This is a genomic window from Roseateles sp. GW821-FHT09G03, from assembly GCF_059416045.1.
In genome coordinates this window covers 466716-488919 of the sequence record NZ_JBWKOK010000002.1, presented here as the reverse complement: position 1 = coordinate 488919, position 22204 = coordinate 466716, and the positions used below count along the sequence as shown (strand labels likewise).

At 68.4% G+C, this 22204-nt stretch carries 19 protein-coding genes; 14 read left to right on the top strand and 5 right to left on the bottom strand.

From position 1 onward, the window contains the following. Positions 1-97: 97 nt before the first annotated feature. From AC07OZ_RS09345 to AC07OZ_RS09325, 5 genes are all read left to right on the top strand, one after another. Positions 98-2272, top strand: coding sequence for an esterase-like activity of phytase family protein (locus tag AC07OZ_RS09345; RefSeq protein ID WP_495466877.1), 2175 nt, complete (start codon positions 98-100; stop codon positions 2270-2272). Positions 2273-2370: 98 nt separating this feature from the next. Beyond that, the gene (locus AC07OZ_RS09340; RefSeq protein WP_495466876.1) at positions 2371-3018 is read left to right on the top strand and encodes a hypothetical protein; all 648 of its coding nucleotides are present in this window, start codon (positions 2371-2373) and stop codon (positions 3016-3018) included. Between the two features lie 121 nt (positions 3019-3139). Beyond that, positions 3140-3595 (top strand): universal stress protein, encoded by a 456-nt coding sequence (locus AC07OZ_RS09335; RefSeq protein WP_495466875.1) that lies wholly within the window; start codon positions 3140-3142, stop codon positions 3593-3595. 150 nt (positions 3596-3745) lie between these two features. Beyond that, positions 3746-5869 carry a M13 family metallopeptidase gene (locus AC07OZ_RS09330; protein WP_495466874.1) on the top strand — a complete coding sequence of 708 codons (2124 nt, stop codon included), beginning with the start codon at positions 3746-3748 and terminating at the stop codon, positions 5867-5869. 80 nt (positions 5870-5949) lie between these two features. Beyond that, positions 5950-6711, top strand: a complete 762-nt coding sequence (locus tag AC07OZ_RS09325) for a hypothetical protein (RefSeq protein ID WP_495466873.1) — start codon at positions 5950-5952, stop codon at positions 6709-6711. A gap of 36 nt (positions 6712-6747) precedes the next feature. On the opposite strand, the gene AC07OZ_RS09320 is transcribed toward AC07OZ_RS09325, so the two are convergent. Then, entirely contained in the window at positions 6748-7119 is a 372-nt protein-coding gene (locus AC07OZ_RS09320) for an H-NS histone family protein (RefSeq protein WP_495466872.1), read from the bottom strand. 319 nt (positions 7120-7438) lie between these two features. Here AC07OZ_RS09320 and AC07OZ_RS09315 point away from each other — a divergent pair, with 319 nt between their 5' ends. Next, positions 7439-8131, top strand: coding sequence for a GntR family transcriptional regulator (locus AC07OZ_RS09315; RefSeq protein ID WP_495466871.1), 693 nt, complete (start codon positions 7439-7441; stop codon positions 8129-8131). A gap of 28 nt (positions 8132-8159) precedes the next feature. On the opposite strand, the gene AC07OZ_RS09310 is transcribed toward AC07OZ_RS09315, so the two are convergent. Next, entirely contained in the window at positions 8160-8627 is a 468-nt protein-coding gene (locus AC07OZ_RS09310; protein WP_483108280.1) for an Lrp/AsnC family transcriptional regulator, read from the bottom strand. A gap of 90 nt (positions 8628-8717) precedes the next feature. Between AC07OZ_RS09310 and ilvB the strand changes: the two genes are divergently transcribed. Beyond that, positions 8718-10451: a biosynthetic-type acetolactate synthase large subunit gene (gene ilvB / locus AC07OZ_RS09305; RefSeq protein WP_495466870.1), complete on the top strand. Its 1734-nt coding sequence runs from the start codon at positions 8718-8720 to the stop codon at positions 10449-10451. A 41-nt stretch (positions 10452-10492) separates the two neighbouring features. Here ilvB and AC07OZ_RS09300 read toward each other — a convergent pair whose 3' ends face one another. Both AC07OZ_RS09300 and AC07OZ_RS09295 read right to left on the bottom strand, forming a co-directional pair. Beyond that, complete coding sequence (locus AC07OZ_RS09300) at positions 10493-13042, bottom strand: BACON domain-containing protein (protein WP_495466869.1); 2550 nt, start codon at positions 13040-13042, stop codon at positions 10493-10495. Between the two features lie 157 nt (positions 13043-13199). Continuing rightward, complete coding sequence (locus AC07OZ_RS09295) at positions 13200-14363, bottom strand: mandelate racemase/muconate lactonizing enzyme family protein (protein WP_495466868.1); 1164 nt, start codon at positions 14361-14363, stop codon at positions 13200-13202. A gap of 149 nt (positions 14364-14512) precedes the next feature. Here AC07OZ_RS09295 and AC07OZ_RS09290 point away from each other — a divergent pair, with 149 nt between their 5' ends. Next, on the top strand, positions 14513-15442 hold the full coding sequence (locus tag AC07OZ_RS09290) for a LysR substrate-binding domain-containing protein (protein WP_495466867.1): 930 nt from the start codon (positions 14513-14515) through the stop codon (positions 15440-15442). Between the two features lie 205 nt (positions 15443-15647). Beyond that, positions 15648-16637, top strand: a complete 990-nt coding sequence (locus AC07OZ_RS09285) for a tripartite tricarboxylate transporter substrate-binding protein (RefSeq protein ID WP_495466866.1) — start codon at positions 15648-15650, stop codon at positions 16635-16637. Between the two features lie 39 nt (positions 16638-16676). On the opposite strand, the gene AC07OZ_RS09280 is transcribed toward AC07OZ_RS09285, so the two are convergent. After that, positions 16677-17336: a GntR family transcriptional regulator gene (locus tag AC07OZ_RS09280; RefSeq protein WP_495466865.1), complete on the bottom strand. Its 660-nt coding sequence runs from the start codon at positions 17334-17336 to the stop codon at positions 16677-16679. A gap of 205 nt (positions 17337-17541) precedes the next feature. Between AC07OZ_RS09280 and pcaC the strand changes: the two genes are divergently transcribed. From pcaC to AC07OZ_RS09255, 5 genes are all read left to right on the top strand, one after another. Continuing rightward, positions 17542-17940: a 4-carboxymuconolactone decarboxylase gene (gene pcaC, locus AC07OZ_RS09275; protein WP_495466864.1), complete on the top strand. Its 399-nt coding sequence runs from the start codon at positions 17542-17544 to the stop codon at positions 17938-17940. Between the two features lie 12 nt (positions 17941-17952). Continuing rightward, positions 17953-18816, top strand: coding sequence for an NAD(P)-dependent oxidoreductase (locus AC07OZ_RS09270; RefSeq protein ID WP_495466863.1), 864 nt, complete (start codon positions 17953-17955; stop codon positions 18814-18816). Between the two features lie 4 nt (positions 18817-18820). Next, positions 18821-20215: an NAD-dependent succinate-semialdehyde dehydrogenase gene (locus AC07OZ_RS09265; RefSeq protein ID WP_495466862.1), complete on the top strand. Its 1395-nt coding sequence runs from the start codon at positions 18821-18823 to the stop codon at positions 20213-20215. Positions 20216-20302: 87 nt separating this feature from the next. Beyond that, on the top strand, positions 20303-21286 hold the full coding sequence (locus AC07OZ_RS09260) for a tripartite tricarboxylate transporter substrate-binding protein (protein ID WP_495466861.1): 984 nt from the start codon (positions 20303-20305) through the stop codon (positions 21284-21286). Between the two features lie 156 nt (positions 21287-21442). Then, positions 21443-22192, top strand: a complete 750-nt coding sequence (locus AC07OZ_RS09255; RefSeq protein WP_495466860.1) for a GNAT family N-acetyltransferase — start codon at positions 21443-21445, stop codon at positions 22190-22192. Positions 22193-22204 lie beyond the last annotated feature (12 nt).

Here is a 22204-nt window from a genome sequence, read left to right as displayed (position 1 = left end):
CGATTCGTGAAGCAACTTAACAGCGCTGTCATCAGCGCTGCCTAGCGTGCCGCCCTGTCCCGCCATTGCGGGCCTCCGCGATCCACGAAAGAACGACATGACCAAGACGACCGCCCGACCCGCCACGGACCTCGCTGCCCCTTCTGCTGCCCCTTCTGCTGCTCATCCGGCTGCCGGCATCCGCCGCCTGGGACTTCCGTTGATGACCTTGATCGCTGCCGCTGCGCTGAGCGCCTGCGGCGGCGACGACGATCAGGCCGTCGTGCCAACCATCCAGTCGCGTCTCGTCGACGCGCCGGTGGAAGGCGTCAGCTACGCGCTGGCGCCGAGCGGCACCAGCGGCAAGACGGCCGCGAATGGCGCGTTCACCTGCGCGACCGGGGACACAGTGAGCTTCACCGTCGGCGGCGTCGCGGTCGGCAGCGCCAAATGCGGCGAGACGATTGCCGTCGGCGACCTCGCCGGCACCACGACCTTGACGGACGACAAGCTCGCCAACCGGCTGGTGTTCCTGCAGGCGCTGGACGAGGACGACGATCCCACCAACGGCATCAGGATCCCGGTGGCGGTGCATGACGCCTTCGCGGGCAAGACGCTCGACTTCGCGGCCGCCGCGACCGACTTCGACAAGGCCTTCGCCGCGCTGTTGCCGGCCGGGCAGAACGACGTCTACGGCCAGGCGTATGCTGCCCGGACGATGAACGCCAACCGCCGCGCCGCCGCCGTCGAGCACTACGAATCCACGCTCGCCACGCTGCTGGGCAAGTCCGAGACGAGCAGCGTCACGCAGGCCACCGCCGGTGGCGCCGTCGCGATCACCAAGTTCCAGATCAAGGCCGCCGACGGCCAGTACGTGCCCTACGAGGGCAGCAACGCCGACGCGAAGAAGGACTTCCCCAAGGGCTTCTACCCGGCGGTCGGATCGGGCCTGGTCTACAAGGGCAAGAACGCCGCGGGCGCGCTCGAGTTCTGGGGCATCACCGATCGCGGCCCCAACGGCGACAGCCCGAACGCGCCGCGTCCCGACAACGGCGCCGTCGTCACGACGAAGATGTTCCCGGCGCCGAGCTTCTCGCCGTCGATCGGCGTGATCACGCTGGGCAAGGACGGCGCGGTCATCTCCGCGCTGAATCCGCTGAAGAACGCCGACGGCTCCGCCGTCACCGGCCGCCCGCTGCCCTTCGGCGCGGTCGGCAACAGCGCCGAGGTGCCGCTGTCCGACACGCTGAAGTACGACGGCACCAAGGGCGCCTTCGACGCGAACGGCCTCGACAGCGAAACCCTGGTCTACGACGAGGCCAACAAGGTGTTCTGGACCTCGGACGAGTACGGCCCGTTCATCGTCAAGATCGACGCAACCACCTTCAAGGTCATCAAGCGGTATGCGCCGGGCACCACCGCCGGCACCCTGCCCGACGTCCTGAAGAACCGCCGCCCGAACCGCGGCATGGAAGGCCTGGCGATGGACAGCGCGAGCGGCAAGCTGCACGGCTTCCTGCAGAGCCCGATCGATCCCGTGGACAACGCCGGCAAGAGCATCGAGGTCGTCGACAGCGCCGACATGGACCAGGACGGCAAGAACACCGACAAGGTGAAGGTGCGCGACTTCGCGCAGTTCGCGCGCTGGATCGAGTTCGATCCGAAGACCGAGACCTCGAAGCTGTACGCCTACCCGCTGAGCTACCCGCTCGCCGCCAAGGGCGAGAAGTGGGATCGCAACCGCACCGGCAGCGCCAAGCTGGGCGACCTGGTGTCGCTGGGCAACGGCAAGTTCATCGTGGTGGAGCAGGGCGCCGATGCGAACGGCGCCGTGCGCAACTTCCTGATGCTCGTCGAGGTGCCGGCCACGGCGACCGACATCGCCGCCATCGGCAGCGAGCTCGAGAAGAACAGCATCGACGGCGTGACGACCTCCGCGGTGAGCTGGGCCAACGTCGTGAAGCTGAAGAAGACCGTGCTGCTCGACCTGAACGCCGCCGGCTGGAAGGCCGAGAAGGCCGAGGGCTTGGCGATCGTCGACGGCAACACGCTGGCGCTGATCAACGACAACGACTTCGGCCTGAAGACGGTGCTGGTGGATGCGAAGGGCAAGCAGATCGCCGGCGATCCGACCGAGTGCACGGTCGACGTCAACGGCGTGATCGTCCAGGACGGCACCTGCGCGGCCGGCGCGGTCCTCTCGCGCGTGACGCGCGGCAACGAGGTCGACCGCCTGACGCACCTGTGGCTGTTCAAGTTCCCGAAGGCGCTCAACACCTTCAGCGCGCAGTGATCGCGTGATCCGGACGGGCCGGGAAACTTTCCGGCCCCGATCTCCACTGACAAGCGCGCGGGCGGTATGACCCGCGCGCCCTCTTCCTGGAGATCCCGATGATCAAGACTGGTTCCAATCCGCACGTCGGCCTTCCGGACGACGATTCCGCCGCCACCGGCGACACCTCGGAAAGCCTCTATGCGCACCTGGGGGAAGAGGGCGCGCCCCCTGAAGAGAACGTCTATGGCATGGCGTCCGGCCAGGGCCTGATGCTGGCGCTGGGCGGCAGGAAGCGGCCGCGGCTCGAGACCCCGCCGCCGCAAGCCGACGCCCGGCTGCCAGCGTCGAAGTCGGACTATGAGAGCGTCGACTCTCCCCGGACCCTGACCTACGAGCAGGCCAGGCGGGCATATGCCAACCGCCCCAGGGAGCCGTTGCCGTCGGAACGCGACGCCATCTATGAACGTGTTCCGCCGGCGAAGCCCATGCGAGCGCGCGACGACGATGCTCCCGTCGGATCCGCCACGAAGACCCCGCCGCCGGTACCGCTGAAGCCGGCCAAGGCCGATGCCACCCGCCACGTCGACCTCCAGGCGCAGGAGGCGCCATCGAGGCGCGGACCGCCCACGCCGCCGAAGCCGATTTCGCCGTCTCGATCGCCGCTGCATGACAGGCCGGCGCCAGACAGCGTCGCCGGCCCGCAACTGGGGACCGTGATCGCCGACGCGGCTGCGGCGATCGCGCGCCGGCGCAACGACGTCTGACCCCCGTCCGACGTCCGTCGGACGGCGCATCCGCGTGCCGCCCAGCATCGCGACGAGGCACTCGCCCGCATCCCGGCGCCGGGGCTAGCATCACCCCATCCCATCCGATGGAGCGATGACCATGTACGCCAAGATCCTGGTTCCCGTCGACGGCAGTCCCACCTCCAACGCCGGCCTGGCGGAGGCGATCCGGCTGGCCAAGCTCAGCGGCGGCGAGATCCGCCTGCTGCACGCGCTGGACCTGCAGGCCTTCGCGATGATGTCCAGTGCCGGACTTGGCATCACGCCGGACAACTTCGAGCAGATCCGCGCCGGCGGCCAGAAGGTGCTCGCGGACGCCTCGGCCGCCGCCACTGCCGCGGGCCTGCGCGTGTCGACCCAGCTCAGCGAAAGCCTGTCGTCCCGTGTCAGCGACCTCGTGGCCGAGGAATGCAGGACCTGGGGCGGCGAGGTCATCGTGCTCGGCACCCATGGCCGGCGCGGCTTGTCGCGTGCGCTGCTCGGCAGCGACGCGGAGCTGATCGTGCGTTATGCCGAAGTGCCGGTGCTGCTGGTCCGCGGGCCGAAAGCAGGCTGAAGCGGCGCAGGGGCGAGGCCGCCACGGCGCACCCACCGCGCATCGACGGCCGCTCGCCAAGACGGGTCAACCCGAGGTGTCGTCCGGCACCCTGCAGCGGCAGGCCGCTGGCGGAGAATGCCCGGCAGCACACACTCTCCGCTGTCGAGCATGACCCACCCCCTCCTCGCCCGCACCGCCGCGGCCGCGCTTGTCGCGGCCGTTTCCTTTGGCGCCTCCACGACCGTGAGCGCGCAGAACGCCACGCCGGCTGCCGCGGCCGCGACGTCCGCCGCCGCGCCGGAAGGGCCACTCGACCAGCTGCCCTACACGCCGAGCCTGGACACCGCCGCGATGGATCGCAGCGCCGATCCGTGCGAAGACCTCTACCAGTACGCCTGCGGCGGCTGGATGGCCGCCAATCCGATCCCGCCGGACCAGGCGCGCTGGTCGGTCTACGCCAAGATGGCCAACGAGAACCAGCGCTATCTCTGGAGCATCCTGGACAAGCTCTCGGCCGCCGATCCGCAGCGCAGCGCGAACCAGGCCCGCATGGGCGACTACTTCGCCGCCTGCATGGACGAGTCCGCCGCCGACCGCCACGCGCTGGCGCCGCTGCGTCCGCTGCTGTCGCGCATCGACGCGTTGAAGGACCGCCGCGACCTGCCCGCGCTCCTGGCCGCACTGCATCTCGCGACCAACAACGAGCGTGTGCTCTTCCACTTCACGTCGGGCCAGGACATGGCCGATTCGACGCGCGTGATCGCGTTCGCCTACGCGGGCGGCCTGAGCCTCCCCGACCGCGAGTACTACTTCAAGGCCGACGAAAAGTCCCGCACGCTGCGCGACCAGTTCATCGCCCACGTGGCGCGCAGCTTCGAGCTGCTGGGCGACACGCCCGAGGCCGCCCGCGCGCAGGCGAAACAGGTGATGGCGTTCGAGACCGCGCTGGCGCGCGCCTCGCTGAGCCGCGTCGACAAGCGCGACCCCTACAAGGGCTTCCATCCGATGAAGGCCGCCGGCCTGCAGGCGCTGACGCCGGGCTTCGACTGGGCCGCCTACCAGCGCGGGCTGGGCCTGGACCCGCAGCCGACCTACAACGTCACCGAGCCCGCGTTCTTCAAGGCGCTGTCGAGGGAACTGCGGCAGCGCGACCTCGCGCAGCTCCGCAATTACCTGCGCTGGCAACTGGTCAGCAGCCAGGCGCCGACGCTGTCGGGTGCCGCGGTGCAGGCCAACTTCGAGTTCTTCGGCCAGACGCTGCAAGGCGTGCCTCAATTGAAGGCCCGCTGGAAGCGTTGCGTCGAACTGGTCGATGCGCAGCTGGGCGAGGCCTTGGGCCAGGAATTCGTCGCGCGCAACTTCAGCCCGGACCTGAAGGACAAGACGCTGACGATGACGAAGCAGATCGAGGACGCGATGGCCGCGCGCATCCAGTCCTTGAGCTGGATGAGCGAGACGACGAAGCAGCGCGCGCAGGAGAAGCTCCATGCGATCGTCAACAAGGTCGGCTATCCGGACCGCTGGCGCGACTACGGCGCCCTGACCGTGGCGCGCGACGACTTCGCCGGCAACGTGATGCGCGGCAACGACTTTGAACTGAAGCGTCAGCTCGCCAAGATTGGCAAGCCGCTGGACCGAGGCGAATGGGGCATGACGCCGCAGACGGTCAATGCGTATTACGACGCGCAGATGAACGACATCAATTTCCCCGCAGGCGTGCTGCAGGCGCCGCTGTTCGATCCGAAGCTGGACGACGCGCCGAACTACGGCAACACCGGCGGCACGATCGGGCATGAGCTGATCCACGGTTTCGACGACGAAGGCCGGCAGTTCGACGCCAAGGGCAACCTGCGCGACTGGTGGACGAAGAAGGACGGCAAGGCCTTCGAGCAACGCGCGGCCTGCGTGACGAAGCAGTACGCGCAGTACGTGGTCGTCGACGACATCCGCATCAACAGCAAGCTGACGCTGGGCGAGGACCTCGCCGACCTGGGCGGCCTGGTGCTGGCGCATGCGGCGTGGAAGGCGCAGATCGCGGACCTGTCGCCCAAGCCGGCGGACCGGGACGGCCTGACGCCGGAGCAGCGCTTCTTCGTCGGTTTCGCGCAATGGGACTGCAGCCACGCCCGGCCTGAATATGCGCGGGTGCATGCCTTGACCGACCCGCATTCACCCGGCCGCTATCGCATCAACGGCGTCGCGGTGAACATGCCCGAGTTCGAGCAGGCCTTCCGCTGCAAGCCGGGGCAGAAGATGGTGAAGCCGGACGCGGAGCGCTGCCGCGTGTGGTGAGGCCGGTTTAATCGGCGAACTGCACAGGTTTGTGCGGGTGACTGATGTATCGGCCTGACCGCCGCGCGCGTGTCGAGCCCATGCGTCTCAACTTCATCCGCCCAATCATGCATCCCGCCCCACCCATTCCTCACCATCCCTACCAGGCCTCCACGACGAACACCGACTATGCCGACGTGATGCCGGCATCCGCGTCCTCGGAGGTCAGATCCACCCCTGCCGTTGCCGACTCGGACATCCCCTATCGCCCCGAGCGAGAGAAACTGAACTACATCGAGGTCGAAGCGGTGAAGATCTCTTCGGCGCACCGTCGCTTCGGGACGAAGCCGGATCCCACGCCCGAGGCCGAGGCGAAGCCTCCCGCGCTGCCGCTGCGCCTCTATGCCCTGAGCGACGGCCCGGAAATGCAACAGCTCGACAGCGTCGTCGAGGATCTGATCCGCAAGTTCGCGACTTCCATCAAGGCTGGCCCGGGCCGGCTTTTCAAGGACAAGGACTCCTATGGCGCACGGGTGTCGGTGAAGGAGCTGGTGTCCGAACTGATGAGCGAGCGTTTCGCGTCAACCATCGTCAAGCTCGACCGTGCTTTGGGAGTTCCCGGCAACAGAGATGAAGTGACTCTGAAGCAGGGAGCCTTGACCGAGGCCATGACAAACAGCGTCTTCAATGCCATCGGAAAACTGTCAAAGGCTGAGACGGCCGTCCTGAACCGCCGCTTGTGCCATCACGACAGCCTGGTGGAGGCTTTGAACGCCAAGGAAAACGACGCGGTGACGGACTGGCCGGCTGCAAGCGAAGCGCGCACCGCATTCATCGACGCGCTGAAGCACACCGGCCGTTGAGCGTGGAGGAACGCGCGCCGTGAGGCGCGGCTTCCTTCAACCGATCAACAGGTCCTCGGCCGTCTTCCCGGCGGCCAGGGCGTCCTTGAACCAGTTCGGGCGCTTGCCCACGCCGGTCCAGGTGCGGCCGGCGCCGTCGTGGTACTTCGGGGCGCCCGCGCTGCGCGGGGCCTTGGCCTTGCGCGGGCCCGCGGCGGCCTTGCCGGCTTTGGCGACCTTCGCCACTCTGCCCCGGCCCGCCGGCTTCCTGGCGGCCGTGCCGAACAGTTCCTCGGCCGTGAGCCCGTAATGATCGATGGCTTCACGGATGCGTTCGACGACGCCGGAGATTTCCTTTGCGCGCAGCGATTCGGCTTCCTTCTTCAGCTTCTCGATCTGGGACAGGACTTGCTTCAAGGACTTGGCCATTCAACGGGCTCCATTCGGGTGTTTGACATCGGGCATTCGCCTCTAAGTCGCAGACCTCCCGGTCGCGACTGTAGCGCTTGGTGGTCACCGATGCGGAAACGACACAGCGCCTGCCTTCGATTCGGGATCGCTTCCACCGATTCCAGTAGGGCGCGGCGCGACAAACACGTGGATTGAGCAGTCGATCCGCCGACCGATTGCGCATTCATTGCGCTTCGGCAAAAACGGCGATTCAGGGGTGAATCGATCCGGCGCCGGACGTCCATCTCTCCGTAGAGTGATCCGTGATTCCCCACTGTTCACCGGACGGAGTGCCGCGATGGTTCGTTCCACACACCCGATCAATACGCCGACCTATCTGCGGCTGCGCGACCAGATCCGCACCGACATCGAGGACGGCTGCTGGCGTCTGGGGCAACACCTGACACTGCATGAGCTGAGCGTGCACTACAGCGTCAGCAATGTCCCGGTGCGAGAGGCCCTGCTGCAGCTGCAGGGCGACGGCATGGTGGACATGCGGATGAACAAGGGCGCGGTGGTGCGGGCGGTCGACGCGCGCTTCATCGACGAGTACTTCGATGTCCGCGAGGCCTTGCAGTCGATGCTGCTGGCGCGCGCCTGCCGGTCGACGTGGGCAGGATCGGCACAGACGCTGTCCGTCGTGAACGCGTTGCTGAAACCGCTGGAGGAAGCCACGCGCGTCGGCCGCGTGCGGGAACTGTTGGCGGCGGACGAGGCCTTGCAGGACCACTTGGGCCGGCTGGGCGGCAACGACCAGGCGCTGGGCATGCAGGCGTCCCGCGGGCGCTTGCTGGAGGCGTTCCGGCGGGCGCGGATGGCGCTCTGGGCGCCGGAACTCGAGATCCTCGCCGTGCAGGGCCGGGCGATGCAGCAGGCGCTGGCGCACGCCGATCCCGCCATCGCCAACGAGGCGGTGCGCCGCCATGTGGCGGCGTCGCGCACCTACATGTTGCGGATGCTGAAGGTGCCGGAGCTGCCGCTGTCGAAGTGACGGGGTGCCGAGGTGACGACCGCCCGCTTCAGAGCGGCAGCGAACTCGCCTTCAGGCAGCGCAGCACGAAGCTCGACTTGCTGTGCCGGACGCCGGGGATCTTGTAGAGCTTCTCGCGCAGCAGCCGCTCGTAGTCGCGCGTGTCGCGGACGGACAGGCGCAGCACGTAGTCGTAATCCCCGGACACGAGATAGGCGTCGATCACTTCGGGGATCGCTTCGAGATGGCGCGCGAACTCCGCCATCGCGGCGTCGGTGTGCTTGTTCAGCGTCAGCTGGACGATGAGCTGCTCAGGCCGGCCGATCTTCTCGGCATTGACCTTGACGGTGTAGCCCTCGATCACGCCCGATTCCTCGAGCCGCTTGATGCGCGTCCAGCAGGGGGAGGTGGTCAGCCCCACCTCGTCGCTGACCTCCTGCAGGCTGGCGCGCGCATTGCGCTGCAAGGCGCGCAGGATGGCGCGGTCGAACTTGTCGAGCTTGATTTCCTGGTCCATGTCGCTTTTGAAGGAAAGTTTGCTGCGATCGGGATTCTAGGAGGCAAGAACGGGAACGCTTCCCGAGAGGGCCCCGGGATACTGATCCACATGAATGCACTGATCGATCGCGCCGTGCTGGGCGCCCCAGAAGTCACGACGCGCAACGGCGCGCAGACGCTGCTCGATACGCTGGTCGCCTGCGGTGTGGACACCGTCTTCGGTTATCCCGGCGGCGCCGTGCTGCCGCTGTATGACGCGCTGCATGGCGAGCCGCGGCTGAGGCACATCCTGGTCCGTCATGAGCAGGCGGCCGTGCACGCGGCCGAGGGGTACGCGCGCAGCACGGGACGGCTCGGCGTGGTGCTGGTGACCTCGGGGCCGGGGATGAGCAACACGACGACCGGGTTGCTGGATGCGCTGTGCGACTCGATCCCCGTGCTCTGCATCAGCGGGCAGGTGAACAGCGCGGTGATCGGGACGGATGCCTTCCAGGAATGCGATGCGCTGGGCATCTCCCGCCCGGTGACGAAGTGGAACGCGCAGCTGCGGCCCGGGGACGATGTGGCGGCGCGCGTGCGGCAGGCCGTGGACATCGCACGGGGCGGACGTCCGGGACCCGTGCTGCTGGATGTGCCCAAGGACGTGCAGCTGGCGCCGGCGCGTTCGACCACGCGTGTGCCGATCAGGACGCTCAGAGATTCGCCGCCCGTGGATGTGCGTGCGGTCGAGCAGGCGGCGGACTGGATCGCGAGTGCGCGACGACCCGTGTTCTACGGCGGCGGTGGCCTGATCAATGCCGGCGAGACCGCGTGTGCCGCGTTCGCGTCGGCGGTGGCCTTGAGCGGCGCGCCGTGCACGCTGACGCTGATGGGCCTGGGTGCGTTGCCGGCGTCTTCGCCGCAGTGGCTGGGCATGCTGGGCATGCACGGCACGCTGGAGGCCAACCTTGCGATGCATCACGCGGACCTGATCGTGTGCGCAGGCGCGCGATTCGACGATCGGGTGACGGGGCGTCTGGACAGCTTCGCCCCCAACGCTCGCGTGATCCATCTGGACGTCGATCCGGCGGCTATCGACAAGGTCCGTCGCGCGGATCTCGCGCTGTGCGGCGATGCGCGCGTGCTGCTGCCGCGGCTGCGCCACGCGCTGGAACGCCGCGCGATGCCGCCGGAGCGCCTCGCGGACTGGTGGACGCGCATCGACGCGTGGCGTGCGCAGCGCTCGCTGGCCTTCGAGGACACGCCGGACGTGATCGCTCCGCAGGCGCTGATGACGCGGCTGCAGGCGCAACTGGCAGGTCGCGACGCGATCGTGTCGACCGATGTCGGCCAGCATCAGATGTGGGCGGCGCAGCACCTCGCGTTCGAGCGGCCACGGCGCTGGCTGACCTCGGGCGGCGCGGGCACGATGGGTTACGGCCTGCCCGCGGCGATCGGGGCACAGGTGGCGCATCCGGACCGGCTCGTCGTCTGCGTCAGCGGCGACGCGTCGATCCTGATGAACCTGCAGGAGATGGCGACGGCGCGGCAGCATCGCGCCGCGGTCAAGGTCGTGCTGTGCAACAACGGCCACATGGGCATGGTGCGGCAGTGGCAGGAGCTGCACCACGGCGAGCGCTACAGCCACAGCTACAACGCGTGCATGCCGGACTTCGTCGCGGTGGCGAAAGGGTTCGGGTGGGAAGCCGGCCGGGTGACGCGGCGGGAGGACCTCGATGGGGCGCTGGCCGAGTGCCTGGCGAGCGACGGGCCGTACTTCCTCGACGTCGCCGTCGCGCCGGCGGAGAACTGCTTTCCGATGATCCCGGCGGGGAAGGGGCATCACGAGGTGATGCTGGGATGACGAACCGGAGCGACATCCCGTCGCTCCGGCCCGCTCATCGATCAATAGCCGATCGGCACGATCGCGAGCTTGGGATCGTCCGTCGGCACGACCACCACGCCGCCGTCCGCACTGACCACCAGCTGGCGCGGTAGCAAGGCCTGGGCGTATCCGGCAACCTTGTAGCCCTGAACCAGCGCACCGGCCGCCGTGTGGACCCAGAAGTCGTAGGTCGAGTACCAGCCCTGGATCCCGCAGATCGCGCGGCCGTCACTGGTGACCTCGATGTTGTTGGGATACGCGTCGCCGCCGGGCAACGCGGTGACGGGGGTGCTGTTGCCGACATTCTGCACGACGCACCGGTAGCCGCCGACGCCGCCACCAGCCGCCGAATAGATGCGGGAGGAGTCCGGCGAGAAGGCGGCGTCGACAACGTTGCCTCCGTCCAGCAGCGTGATCCTCGAACCAGGGTTGAACTGGCCGCCGTCGATCACCGAATACAGCATGAAGTTCTCACCGGTGCCCGGACCGATCGTATGCTGACCGTCCGGACTCACGGCGAACTGGTCCGTCGTCACACTGCCGAGCACGTGGCCGTTGGGTTCGGCTGCGCTGACGCGATAGGCATCGCTGCCGGCATAGAGGACCTCGACGCCGGACGGGAGGCCAACGGCCATGAATCGCGGCGAGTCGGTGGCGTTGCGTTGCGGCACGGCGCCGAGCTTCACGAAGTCCGGCAGGCGCAGGATAGCAAACTCCTTGCGCACCTTGTCATGCAGGTACAGCAGACCGCCGTCGGGCGAGACCGCCATGGCGTCGACCTCGGCGCCCGGCAGCGTCACCGTCGTCTCGATCGCGCCGGTGTGCGCGTTGATGACGTCGACCGAGGCGCCGAGTGCGCTCGCATACACCCAAGGGCGAATCGTGTCGGCGACCACGCGCTGGTAGGCGGCGTTGATCGTGCGCGCGACGGCACCGGTCGTGCCCTTCCACAGCGCCACGCGAACCTTCGAGGGTTCCACGTCGGCGTCGGAGGACGTCAGCGTCACCGTCGCGTAGCTGATGGCATCGCCCGGCAAGGTCGCGGGATCCGCGGTCACAGTGAGCTGGTTGCCTGCCTTGGCCACAGCCAGCCAGGTCGCGTCCGAGCTTGCGCTCCAGGGGACCGCGGCGCCATAGGACGGGCCCACCTTGATGATGCGGGTCAGGACCTGGCCGAGCGGCGTACTGGCGAGCCCGATGCCCGCGCGCTGCGGCAACAGGCGGCGCTGATCCCGCCGGACGCTCATCGGCACGTCGACGGTGAGCGTGTCGCCGTTCACCAGCGCGGTCACCCTGGCGTTGACGATCGTGTTGCCGATGGGCGCAGCCACGTTGCTGAAACCCACGGAGAAGCTTGCCGGCGCCATGCCGTCGACATTGCCGCCCGCCGGTGCCGACAGCCAGGACGGCAGGCCGGTGACCGTGAAGGGCCAGCTGTTGCTTCCCGTGTTGAGGGTCAGGTTGACGGGCTGCGCCGACTGGAAACGGCCTTGGATGCCGCCGAGGTAGATCATGCCGCCCGGTGCGGCGAGCGTCGCCGGTATCAGATTGAGTTTGACGGGGACGCTGGCCGAGGCCAGGCCGGTGGACACGAACTCCGCGTTTGCGTTGTAGGTGCCCGAGCCGAGGCGAGGCGTGGTCGCATCCGCGGTGAGGGTCACTTCGGCGGGTGCCGTGCCGGTCAACGGCGAGATCTTGAGCCAGCTCTGGGTGCTGGAAACCTGCCAGGGCGAGTTGCCGGCGTTGTTCAGGTCGACCTGGATCGACTGCGGAGGGATAGGCGCGCCGTTGACTGCCGTGAAGATCGCCCCCTCGGCCTTTGAGAACACAAACGCCGTGGGCAGGACCTCCAATTGGACGGACTGGGTAGCGAGACGACCGTCTGCGGTCTTCACGGTGACGACGCCGGCGTACTTGCCCACGGCCAGACCTGCGGCGTCGGGACGCAGCGTCAGGCTGACGTTGCCGGTGCCGGAGGGCGGCTCGGCGCGCAGCCACGCGCTGTCAGAGGTCGCGGTCCAGTTGGCATCCGCCGTACCGCTGAGCGCCACCGTGGCGGACACGCCACCCTGATGCACCGTGAAGCTGGTCGCGCCCGCGGCGGTCAGCGAGAACGGACGCGCGTTCACGATGATGTCGTAAGGGAGGGACACCGGGGAGCCGGGATACTGGGCGCTGCAGCCGGCGTCCCGGCAGAGCTTGATCTGGAGTGTCCCGGTGTAGCGTCCGGCGCCCAGTCCAGCGGCCGTGCGCAGTGTCGCGACCAGGGTGTTCCCGGTCAGCGGCCCGAGAGAGACCGTGCCATCGAGGACCCCCTTGTCGTCGACGACCACGGCGTAGACCGTGCCCGAGAAGGCCGAGGGATCGTTGACCGTGGCGGTGACGGCCAGCGTCGACGCCCTGCCGGCGACGATGTCGGAGGGAGCGCTGATCGGCGCGAACGACACCGGTGGCGGCGCTTGATTGCCGCTGTCTCCGCCGCCGCCACCGCCACATGCGGTCAGGAGGGCGCTGGCGAGCATGCCGATGCCGAGCAGCACGGACGAACGTCCGCGCGGGTTGTGAGCCATGTGATTTCTCCCTCGGCCAGGGCGCGGAGGAGACGCCCCGTTCTTTATTTGGAACCGCAGTGTCGCGGCCGGGGGATTCTGTCATCGCGGCGTTAAGGGCTGCCAGCCGAGTCCCGCCTCTTTTGGGGGGAATCCGGCGCCCTTGTGCGAGATGCGCTCAGTCCGACAACGCCCGCATCACCGCATACAGATCCGACTTCCCCTCGAACCCGATCCCCGGCAGGTCCGGCAGCGTGACATAGGAGTTCTCCACCTTCACCCCGTCCGGGAAGCCGCCGAAGGGCCGGAACAGGTCCGGATACGATTCGTTGCCGCCCAGGCCCAGGCCGGCCGCGATGTTCAGCGACATCTGGTGCCCGCCGTGCGGCACGCAGCGGCTCGCGGACCAGCCGTGTTCCTTCAGCATGTCCAGCGTGCGCAGGTACTCCACCAGGCCGTAGCTCAGCGCGCAGTCGAACTGCAGCCAGTCACGGTCCGGCCGCATGCCGCCGTACCGGATCAGGTTGCGCGCATCCTGCATGGAGAACAGGTTCTCGCCCGTCGCCATCGGGTTGGCGTAGTAGTTGCGCAGCGTCGCCTGCAGCTCGAAGTCCAGCGGATCGCCGGCCTCCTCGTACCAGAACAGGTCGTACTTCGAGAGCGCCTTCGCATAGGCGATCGCCGTGTCCAGGTCGAAGCGGCCGTTGGCGTCGACGCACAGCTTCTGACCGTCGCCAAGCACGCTCAGGATCGAGTCGATGCGGCGCAGGTCCTCGTCCAGCGACGCGCCGCCGATCTTCTTCTTCACCACCGAGTAGCCGCGGTCGATGTAGCTGCGCATCTCGTCCTTGAGCTTGCCGTGATCCTGGCCCGGGTAGTAGTAGCCGCCCGCGGCGTAGACGAAGACCTTGCGGTCGGGCGTGCCCGTGCCGTAGCGCTCGGCCAGCAGCTGGAACAGCGGCTTGCCCTCGATCTTCGCGACCGCGTCCCACACCGCCATGTCGATGGTGCCGATGGCGACCGAGCGCTCGCCGTGGCCGCCGGGCTTCTCGTTGGTGAACATCGCGTCCCAGACCTTGTGCGCGTCGAGGATGCCGCGGCTGTCGAGCAGCGAGTCGGGATCGGCCTCGAGGATGCGCGGGATGAAACGCTCGCGCATCAGCGTGCCCTGGCCATAGCGGCCGTTGGAGTTGAAGCCGTAGCCGACCACCGGCTTGCCGTCGCGGATCACATCCGTGATGACCGCCACGAGGCTCAGGGTCATCTTGCTAAAGTCGATGTAGGCATTGCGGATGGGGCTGCTGATCGGCAGCGTCTTTTCTCGGATCTCGACGATCTTCACGGGGAACTCCACTTCGGGTTGGCTGGGAACGGGTCGCATGATCCCGCCGGGCCCCCTCGCGAGGCCAATTCAGTTTTCTTAGCTTTTGATGCTTTGCGGGCACCGCCCCGCGATCACCGCTTCCAACGCTTCCCGACGCCCCCGACGCCATGACCCTGAACCTGAGCTGGATCGACGATTTCATGGTGTTGGCCGAGACCGGCAACTTCTCGCGCGCCGCCGAGGAGCGCCACATGACCCAGCCCGCCTTCAGCCGGCGCATCCGCGCGCTGGAGGAGTGGCTGGGCACCGACCTCTTCGACCGCAGCTCGCAGCCCGCGCGGCTGACCGAGGCGGGACTCTGGTTCCGCAAGTCGGCGCAGGAACTGCAGGCGCATGTCGCCCGCGTGCCCGGCGAGGCGCGCGCCATCGCGGAGGCCAGCTCGCAGACGCTGCGCTTCGCGGCGACGCATGCGCTGTCGTTCTCTTTCATGCCGCGCTGGCTGCGCGCGCTGGAAGCCCGCACCAGCGTCGGACCGGTGAACCTCGTCTCCGACACCCAGCAGAAGTGCGAGGCGCTGCTGCTGCAGAGCCAGGTGCAGTTCGTGCTCGCGCATGGGCACCGGCAGGTGCCGGGACCCTTGGACGAGGCGGCGTTCGCCTGCATCGTCGTCGGCCAGGATCAGCTGCTGCCGGTCTGCGCGCCCGATGCGGCCGGCGGGCCTGCGCATCCGCTGGAGGGCGGAAGGGGCGCCAAGGGCACCGCCGTGCCGCTGCTCGCATACAGCTCGGAGTCGGGACTGGGACGCGTCCTGCGCGAGGTCAAGGGGACGGCGTTGGATCGGCTCAGCGTGTCGCCGGTGTTCACGGCGCATCTGGCGTCGGTGCTGCGCACGATGGCGCTGGACGGCCGCGGCGTGGCCTGGCTGCCGAAGATCCTCATCGGCGACGACCTGGCGGCCGGGCGGCTGGTGGTCGCGGGGGGCAAGGACTGGCACCTGGACCTCGACATCCGCCTGCACCGCGATCGTGGCGCGATGGGCGCGGCGGCCGAGACGTTCTGGACGGCGGCTGCCCGCGAGGGCGGCGCGTCGACCTGAACCGCGGATGAACTCCGCCTGAATCCCGGATGAGCCCCGCATGAACGGGATCGCCGCGCAGCGCCCCGGCGGTGCCGGCGCGGCATCAAAGCCAACAAATCCGGCATTGGTGTGAAGCGGCGCGGGTCTCGATGATGGTCGCAGGCCGGGGCGGTCGCCTCGGGCAGAGCCACAGATCCCATCAGAGGACATCGAGGAGACACGCATGGACAACATCCGCAGGCGGCTGGCGTTGACCGGCATCGCGGTGGCGCTGGGCGTCGTGACGACGCTGGCGCGGGCTGAGTTCCCGGACAAGCCGGTGACGCTGATCGTGCCGTTCGCGGCCGGCGGGCCGTCGGACAAGATCGCCCGCGACCTGGCCGAGGCGCTGCGCAAGAAGCTCGGCCAGACCGTGATCGTCGAGAACGTCGGCGGCGCGGGCGGCACGCTGGGCACCTCGCGCGTCGCGAAGGCGCCGCCGGACGGCTACACGCTGCTGGTGCACCACATCGGCTTCGCGACCGCGCCGTCGCTCTACCGCAAGCTGCCGTACCAGGGCATCAACGACTTCGCCTTCCTCGGCCTGATCAACGAGGCGCCGTCCACGCTGATCGCCAAGCCGACGATGCCGGCCAAGACCTTCGACGAACTGCGCAAGTACATCGCCGCCGATCCGTCGAAGATCAACCTCGCGCATGCGGGTGTGGGCTCCGCGTCGCAGCTGTGCGGGCTGATGCTGCAGTCGGCGTTGAAGACCAACCTGACCTCGGTGCCGTACAAGGGCACCGGCCCGGCGATGACCGACCTGATGGGCGGCCAGGTCGACATCATGTGCGAGCAGGCCACCAACGCCGTGCCGCAGATCGAGGGCGGCAAGGTCAAGGCCTACGCGGTGACCAGCACGCAGCGGATGACGCTGCCGGCGCTCGCTGCGCTGCCGACGCTGTCGGAGGCTGGCCTAAAGGACTTCAGCGTCACCGTCTGGCACGGGCTCTATGCGCCGAAGGACACGCCCGCGCCGGTGCTGAAAAAGCTCAACGACGCGCTGAAGGCGGCGCTGAAGGATCCGGACCTGGTCAAGCGCTCGGAGGCGCTCGGCATCAGCGTCGTCAACGACGGCCGACTGGAGCCGGCCGGTCACAAGCACTTCGTCGAGACCGAAGTCGCGCGCTGGAAGAAGGTGATCGAGGCGTCTGGGCAGTACGCCGACTGATGTCCGATGCCGCCGCTTCCGAAGGAGCGGCGGCGGCCTTCAGCCCATGCTGCGGAGCACGTTCTCCGCCGCCTGCTTCACATGCTCGCCGCACAGCCGCGCGGCGAGTTCCCCATCCCGCTGCTCGATCGCCGTGACGATCGCATCGAGCTCGCGCAGCGTCTCCGGCAGCCGCCCCGGCTGCGCCATCGAGATGCGGCGCAGCACCGTCACGCGGTTGTTCAGCTGCTTCAGCATCTGCCCCGCCACCGTGTTGCCGCAGCCTTCGACCAGGATGTCGTAGAACTGGTTCTTGATCGTGAGGATCCGGGCCCGGTCGCCCGCGGCGTGCGCCTGCGCCAGCTCGGTCAGCTTGGCGCGCAGCGCCGCGCGCTGGGCGTCGGACGCGTTCGTCGCGAAGCCGCGTCCGGCCAGGCTTTCCAGGCTGGCACGCACCTCGTAGATCTCGCGCACCTCGTCGCGCGAGATGCTGGTCACCTCCGGCCCGCGGTGCGGAATGATGGTGATGAGGCCCTCGGCCTGCAGATGCTGCAGCGACTCCCGCACGCAGGAGCGGCTGACGTCCAGGCTCTCGCAGAGCTCCCGTTCGGACAGCTTCTGACCCGGCGCCAGCACGCCGTCCAGGATGGCGGTGCGCAGCGCCTGGGTGGCGCGCTGGCGCAGGGACGTCTCTTCGCGGGCTACTTTCACGAGGCTCATGGGCCGGATCCTACCTGTGGGCGGGCGATGGCCGGACGTCCGGATCACCCGATGTTCATACAGACGGATTGTCATACAACACGACGGATCGACTTTCAATCCATACATTCCCAATGTCGGATTGTCAGACAATCCGACTACATTGATCCATCGACGAGCCGCAGTGGGCTCGTCTCCTCCCCACCCTCATCACCAGGAGTTTCCGATGACCCGTGCGTACGCCCCGAAGAACCAGGCCCTGTTCGACCAAGGTCTCTCGACCCGGCGCGAGGTGCTCGGCACCGAGTACGTCGACAACTCCATCAAGAACGCGACGGACTTCAACATCGACATGCAGGAACTGGTCACCCAGTACTGCTGGGGCGACGTCTGGAACCGTCCGGGCCTGGACCGCCGCACGCGCTCCTTCCTGAACCTGGCCATGATCACCGCGCTGAACCGTCCGCACGAGCTGAAGCTGCACGTGCGCGGCGCCATCAACAACGGCCTGACGCGCGACGAGATCAAGGAAGTCTTCCTGCAGACGGCGATCTACTGCGGCGTGCCGGCGGCGATCGACTCGTTCCGGGTCGCCGCCGAGGTGTTCAAAGAGATGGACGCCTGAGGAGCCGACGCCATGACCCGCATCGGATTCATCGGCCTGGGGATGATGGGCACGCCCATGGCCCACCTGCTGCACGCCGCCGGCCATGAGTTGGTCGTGCAGGACGCGCGGCCGGAAGTCGCCAAGGGCTTCGCGGAGGCGCATCCCGGCGCCCGCATCGCCGGCAGTGCTGGCGACTACGCGGACTGCGAGGTCCTCATCACCATGCTGCCGAACTCGGACATCGTCGACGCCGTGCTGGCGCCGCTGGCCGCGCAGCTCAAGCGCGGCGCGGTGGTCATCGAGATGAGCTCCGCCGATCCCAACCGCACCCGCGCGCTGGCCGAGCGCCTGGCCGAAGGCGGCGTCACGCTGATCGATGCCCCGGTGTCGGGTGGCGTCAAGAAGGCCGTCGCCGGCACGCTGGCCATCATGGTGGGCGGCGACGTCCCGGCCTTCGAGCGCGTCCGTCCGGTGCTGGAGATCATGGGCAAGGCCATCACGCACGTGGGGCCGGTCGGCGCGGGCCACGCGTTGAAGGCGCTGAACAACTACGTGTCGGCCGCCGCGCTGATCGCCACGGCGGAAGCGATCCATGTGGGCGAAGCCTTCGGCATCGATCCGGCCACGATCGTCGACGTCATCCAGGCCTCGACCGGGCGCAACAACACGACCGAGAACAAGGCCCACCAGTTCATGCTGAACGGCGCGTTCAACTCGGGCTTCTCGCTGGCGCTGCAGGCGAAGGACGTCGGCATCGCCGCGTCGCTGGGCCGTGCGATGGGCTTGCCCATGGCGCTCGCGCAGGACGTGTACGCGATGACCGCGGAAGCGTCCGAGTCGCTCGGCGCCGGTGCGGACCACACCGAGCTCTACCGCTTCGTCGGCCGGTCCTGACGTGATGAGCGCAACTTTCGACGTCGTCAACCCAGCGACCGGCGAGCGCGTCGCGCGGGTGCGCAAGGATTCGGCCCAGGACGCGCAGGCGGCCATCGAGGCGGCGCGTATCGCGCAGGTCGAGTGGCGCCGTCGCGGCGGCCATGCTCGGGCCGATGTGCTGCAACGCTGGTTCGACCTCGTCATCGCAGAGACCGACGATCTGGCGCGCGTCATGGTGTCCGAGCAGGGCAAGCCGCTGGCGGAAGCGCGCGCCGAGATCGTCTACGCCGCGAGCTACATCCGCTTCTATGCGGAGGAAGCGCGGCGGCTGCATGGCGAGACGATCCCAGCCTCGTCGCCGGATCGCCGGCAGCTCGTGGTGCGCGAGCCGGTGGGTGTCTGCGCGGCGATCACGCCGTGGAATTTCCCTGCGGCGATGATCACCCGCAAGGTCGCGCCGGCGCTCGCGGCCGGCTGCACGATGGTGCTCAAGCCGTCGGAGCTCACGCCGCTGACGGCGCTTCGACTGGCGGAACTGGCGCTCGAAGCCGGCCTCCCGGTCGGCGTGCTGAACGTCGTCGTCGGTGACGCGGTCGAGATCGGCGCGGTGCTCACGTCGTCGCCGACGGTGCGGATGCTCAGCTTCACCGGCTCCACGCCGGTGGGTCGCCTGCTGATGGCGCAATGCGCGCCGACGGTGAAGAAGCTCGGCCTCGAACTGGGTGGCAATGCCCCGTTCATCGTCTTCGACGATGCGGACCTCGACGCCGCCGTGGACGGTGCGATCGCCTCCAAGTTCCGCAACGCGGGCCAGACCTGCGTCTGCGCCAACCGGCTCTTCGTGCAGCGCGGCGTGTACGAGGACTTCGCGGCGCGGCTGATCGCGCGTGTCCGCACGCTGCGGACCGGCAACGGCCTCGACGAGGGCGTGACGCAAGGCCCGTTGATCAACGAGGCGGCGCGGCGCAAGGCGTTGTCGCATGTCCGGGATGCACTGGACCGCGGCGCCCGCCTGGGCATCGGCGGCGAAGCGGTCGACGGTCCGGGATGGTTCATGCAACCGACCGTGCTGCTCGACGTCAAGGCCGGCATGCGCTGTCTGGACGAGGAGACCTTCGGCCCCGTCGCGCCGCTGGTGGCCTTCGACACCGAAGCCGAAGCGATCGCCTGGGCCAACGCGAGCGAGTTCGGCCTGGCGAGCTACTTCTACTCGCGCGACGTCGCGCGCTGCTTCCGCGTCGCGGAGGCGATCGAGTCCGGGATGGTCGGCATCAACACCGGCGCGATCTCGAGCGAGACGGTGCCCTTCGGCGGCATCAAGCAGTCCGGGCTGGGGCGCGAAGGATCGCGGCACGGCCTGGACGAATACACCGAGCTGAAGCTGATGAGCTTCGGCGGCATCGGCGCGGCGGCCTGAGGTCGCGCTTTTCATTTCCTGCATCGACAGACACGCAGCGGCCGGCGATGGACCGGCGGCGCACTTCCTTACCCCTTGGAGCGAGACATGCGAAAGATTGCGAAGAAGGTCCTGGCCGTCACGGTGACGACGGTCTCGATGGCGCTGGCCACGGCGGCGTCCGCCGCGTATCCGGACAAGCCGATCACGATGGTGATCCCGTACGCGACGGGTGGCTCCACCGATGTGATCGGCCGGCTGATCGCCGAGGCGATGACGCGCGACCTGGGCCAGCAGGTGATCGTCGAGAACGCGGGCGGCGCCGGCGGGACGATCGGCACGGCGAAGGTCGTGCGCGCGCCGGCCGACGGCTACACGATCCTGCTGCACAACATGGGCATCGCGACGGCGCCGGCGCTGTACCCGAAGCTGACCTTCGACGCCAACAAGGACCTGGCGCCCATCAGCCTGGCCGGCGACGTGCCGATGATCCTCGTGGGGAACAAGGACTTCGCGCCCGCGACGGTCGCCGAGGTCATCAAACAGATGAAGGCCAAGCCGGGCGAGGTGCGCTTCGCGCATGCGGGCGTCGGCGCGACCTCGCATCTCTGCGCGATGCTGTTCAGCCAGACCACGAACACGACGGTGACGATGGTGCCGTACCGCGGCACCGGCCCGGCGCTGCAGGACGTGATCGCCGGCAACGTCGACCTGATCTGCGACCAGCCGGTCGCGACGGGCCCGCACGTGGCGTCGGGGGCGCTCAAGGCGTATGCGATGGCGACCAAGGCGCGCGTGTCGCAACTGCCGAACGTGCCCACCTTCGCTGAAGGCGGCCTGCCGGGCTTCGAGCTCGCCGTGTGGCACGGCGTGTATGCGCCCAAGGGCACGCCTGCCGCGGTGGTGACTCGCCTGAACACGGCGCTTCGCCATGCGCTTGCGGACCCGAACGTCGTGAAGCGCTTCCAGGAAATGGGCGTCGTCGCGCCGCAGGGCGACCGGCTCAAGCCGCAGGCGCTCGGCGCGCAGACGGCGTCCGAGATCAAGAAGTGGGATCCGGTCATCAAAGCCGCGGGCGCGAAGGCGGAGTGACGGCGCGCTGACGGCAGACTGATGGCGGAGTGACGCGCGGAGTGGCGCGCGGAAGCGGGCTTTGAGCGAAGCGGCCGCCGGTGTGTCGTGAATGACCGCCGGCATGTCGCGGACGACCGTGGCGTCAGCCCCGCCGACCAACTAGAGTCCAGGCGCATGAACATCGCGCCGACCTCTCCTGTCCCGACGCCGTCCGACGATTCACTGCTCGATCATGTGGTCTGGCAAGCGCTCACGGGGCGGCAAGCCGCGCTCGCTGCCGGGGAGGGCGACGCCTGGCGCTTCGCGCCGGACGTCGGTCCCTTCGGCGCCGTGAGGCCCCCGACGACAGGCACTCCCGCCCAACTCACCGACCTGCTTCGCATCGGGTCACCCGTCGTGCTCGTGATGGCGGAAGCGGAGCGTCCGTTCGGCGGGCTCGTGCCGTTCAAGCGGGCGCCGGTCGATCAGATGGTGTTGGTGGAGCCGTCGGCGATGGCGTCCGTGCCTGATATCGAAACGCTGACGATGGGCGCGGCCGACGTGCCGGACATCCTCGAACTCGTGCGCGCGACGCAGCCGGGACCCTTTGGACTCCGCACGCTCGAGTTGGGCCGCTACATCGGCGTCCGGCAGGAGGGGCGTCTCGTGGCGCTGTCCGGCGAGCGGATGAAGGTACCCGGCTTCACCGAGGTCAGTGCGGTCTGCGTCGATCCGTCGTGCCGGGGCCGCGGCTATGCCGCCTCGTTGATGAAGGGGGTCGCGCAAGGCATCCTCGATCGCGGCGAGACGCCCTTCCTGCACGTGTTCACCGACAACCTCACCGCGATCGCGCTCTACGAGCGCCTGGGCTTCTGCCTGCGGCGAAGGTTCAGCGTGAACTTCTTCGATGCGTCGAGTCTGCCGACCGGGCCGACGGCGTCATGACGGCACGGGCGC

What these genes read in the sequence shown, in the direction of transcription:
- AC07OZ_RS09260 (WP_495466861.1), top strand. Translation starts at nt 20,303, where the DNA reads ATGCGAAAGATTGCGAAGAAGGTCCTGGCCGTCACGGTGACGACGGTC.
- ilvB (WP_495466870.1), top strand. Translation starts at nt 8,718, where the DNA reads ATGAATGCACTGATCGATCGCGCCGTGCTGGGCGCCCCAGAAGTCACG.
- AC07OZ_RS09320 (WP_495466872.1), bottom strand. Translation starts at nt 7,119, where the DNA reads ATGGCCAAGTCCTTGAAGCAAGTCCTGTCCCAGATCGAGAAGCTGAAG.
- AC07OZ_RS09270 (WP_495466863.1), top strand. Translation starts at nt 17,953, where the DNA reads ATGACCCGCATCGGATTCATCGGCCTGGGGATGATGGGCACGCCCATG.
- AC07OZ_RS09330 (WP_495466874.1), top strand. Translation starts at nt 3,746, where the DNA reads ATGACCCACCCCCTCCTCGCCCGCACCGCCGCGGCCGCGCTTGTCGCG.
- AC07OZ_RS09310 (WP_483108280.1), bottom strand. Translation starts at nt 8,627, where the DNA reads ATGGACCAGGAAATCAAGCTCGACAAGTTCGACCGCGCCATCCTGCGC.
- pcaC (WP_495466864.1), top strand. Translation starts at nt 17,542, where the DNA reads ATGACCCGTGCGTACGCCCCGAAGAACCAGGCCCTGTTCGACCAAGGT.
- AC07OZ_RS09285 (WP_495466866.1), top strand. Translation starts at nt 15,648, where the DNA reads ATGGACAACATCCGCAGGCGGCTGGCGTTGACCGGCATCGCGGTGGCG.
- AC07OZ_RS09340 (WP_495466876.1), top strand. Translation starts at nt 2,371, where the DNA reads ATGATCAAGACTGGTTCCAATCCGCACGTCGGCCTTCCGGACGACGAT.
- AC07OZ_RS09265 (WP_495466862.1), top strand. Translation starts at nt 18,821, where the DNA reads ATGAGCGCAACTTTCGACGTCGTCAACCCAGCGACCGGCGAGCGCGTC.
- AC07OZ_RS09335 (WP_495466875.1), top strand. Translation starts at nt 3,140, where the DNA reads ATGTACGCCAAGATCCTGGTTCCCGTCGACGGCAGTCCCACCTCCAAC.
- AC07OZ_RS09345 (WP_495466877.1), top strand. Translation starts at nt 98, where the DNA reads ATGACCAAGACGACCGCCCGACCCGCCACGGACCTCGCTGCCCCTTCT.
- AC07OZ_RS09325 (WP_495466873.1), top strand. Translation starts at nt 5,950, where the DNA reads ATGCGTCTCAACTTCATCCGCCCAATCATGCATCCCGCCCCACCCATT.
- AC07OZ_RS09315 (WP_495466871.1), top strand. Translation starts at nt 7,439, where the DNA reads ATGGTTCGTTCCACACACCCGATCAATACGCCGACCTATCTGCGGCTG.
- AC07OZ_RS09280 (WP_495466865.1), bottom strand. Translation starts at nt 17,336, where the DNA reads ATGAGCCTCGTGAAAGTAGCCCGCGAAGAGACGTCCCTGCGCCAGCGC.
- AC07OZ_RS09255 (WP_495466860.1), top strand. Translation starts at nt 21,443, where the DNA reads ATGAACATCGCGCCGACCTCTCCTGTCCCGACGCCGTCCGACGATTCA.
- AC07OZ_RS09290 (WP_495466867.1), top strand. Translation starts at nt 14,513, where the DNA reads ATGACCCTGAACCTGAGCTGGATCGACGATTTCATGGTGTTGGCCGAG.
- AC07OZ_RS09300 (WP_495466869.1), bottom strand. Translation starts at nt 13,042, where the DNA reads ATGGCTCACAACCCGCGCGGACGTTCGTCCGTGCTGCTCGGCATCGGC.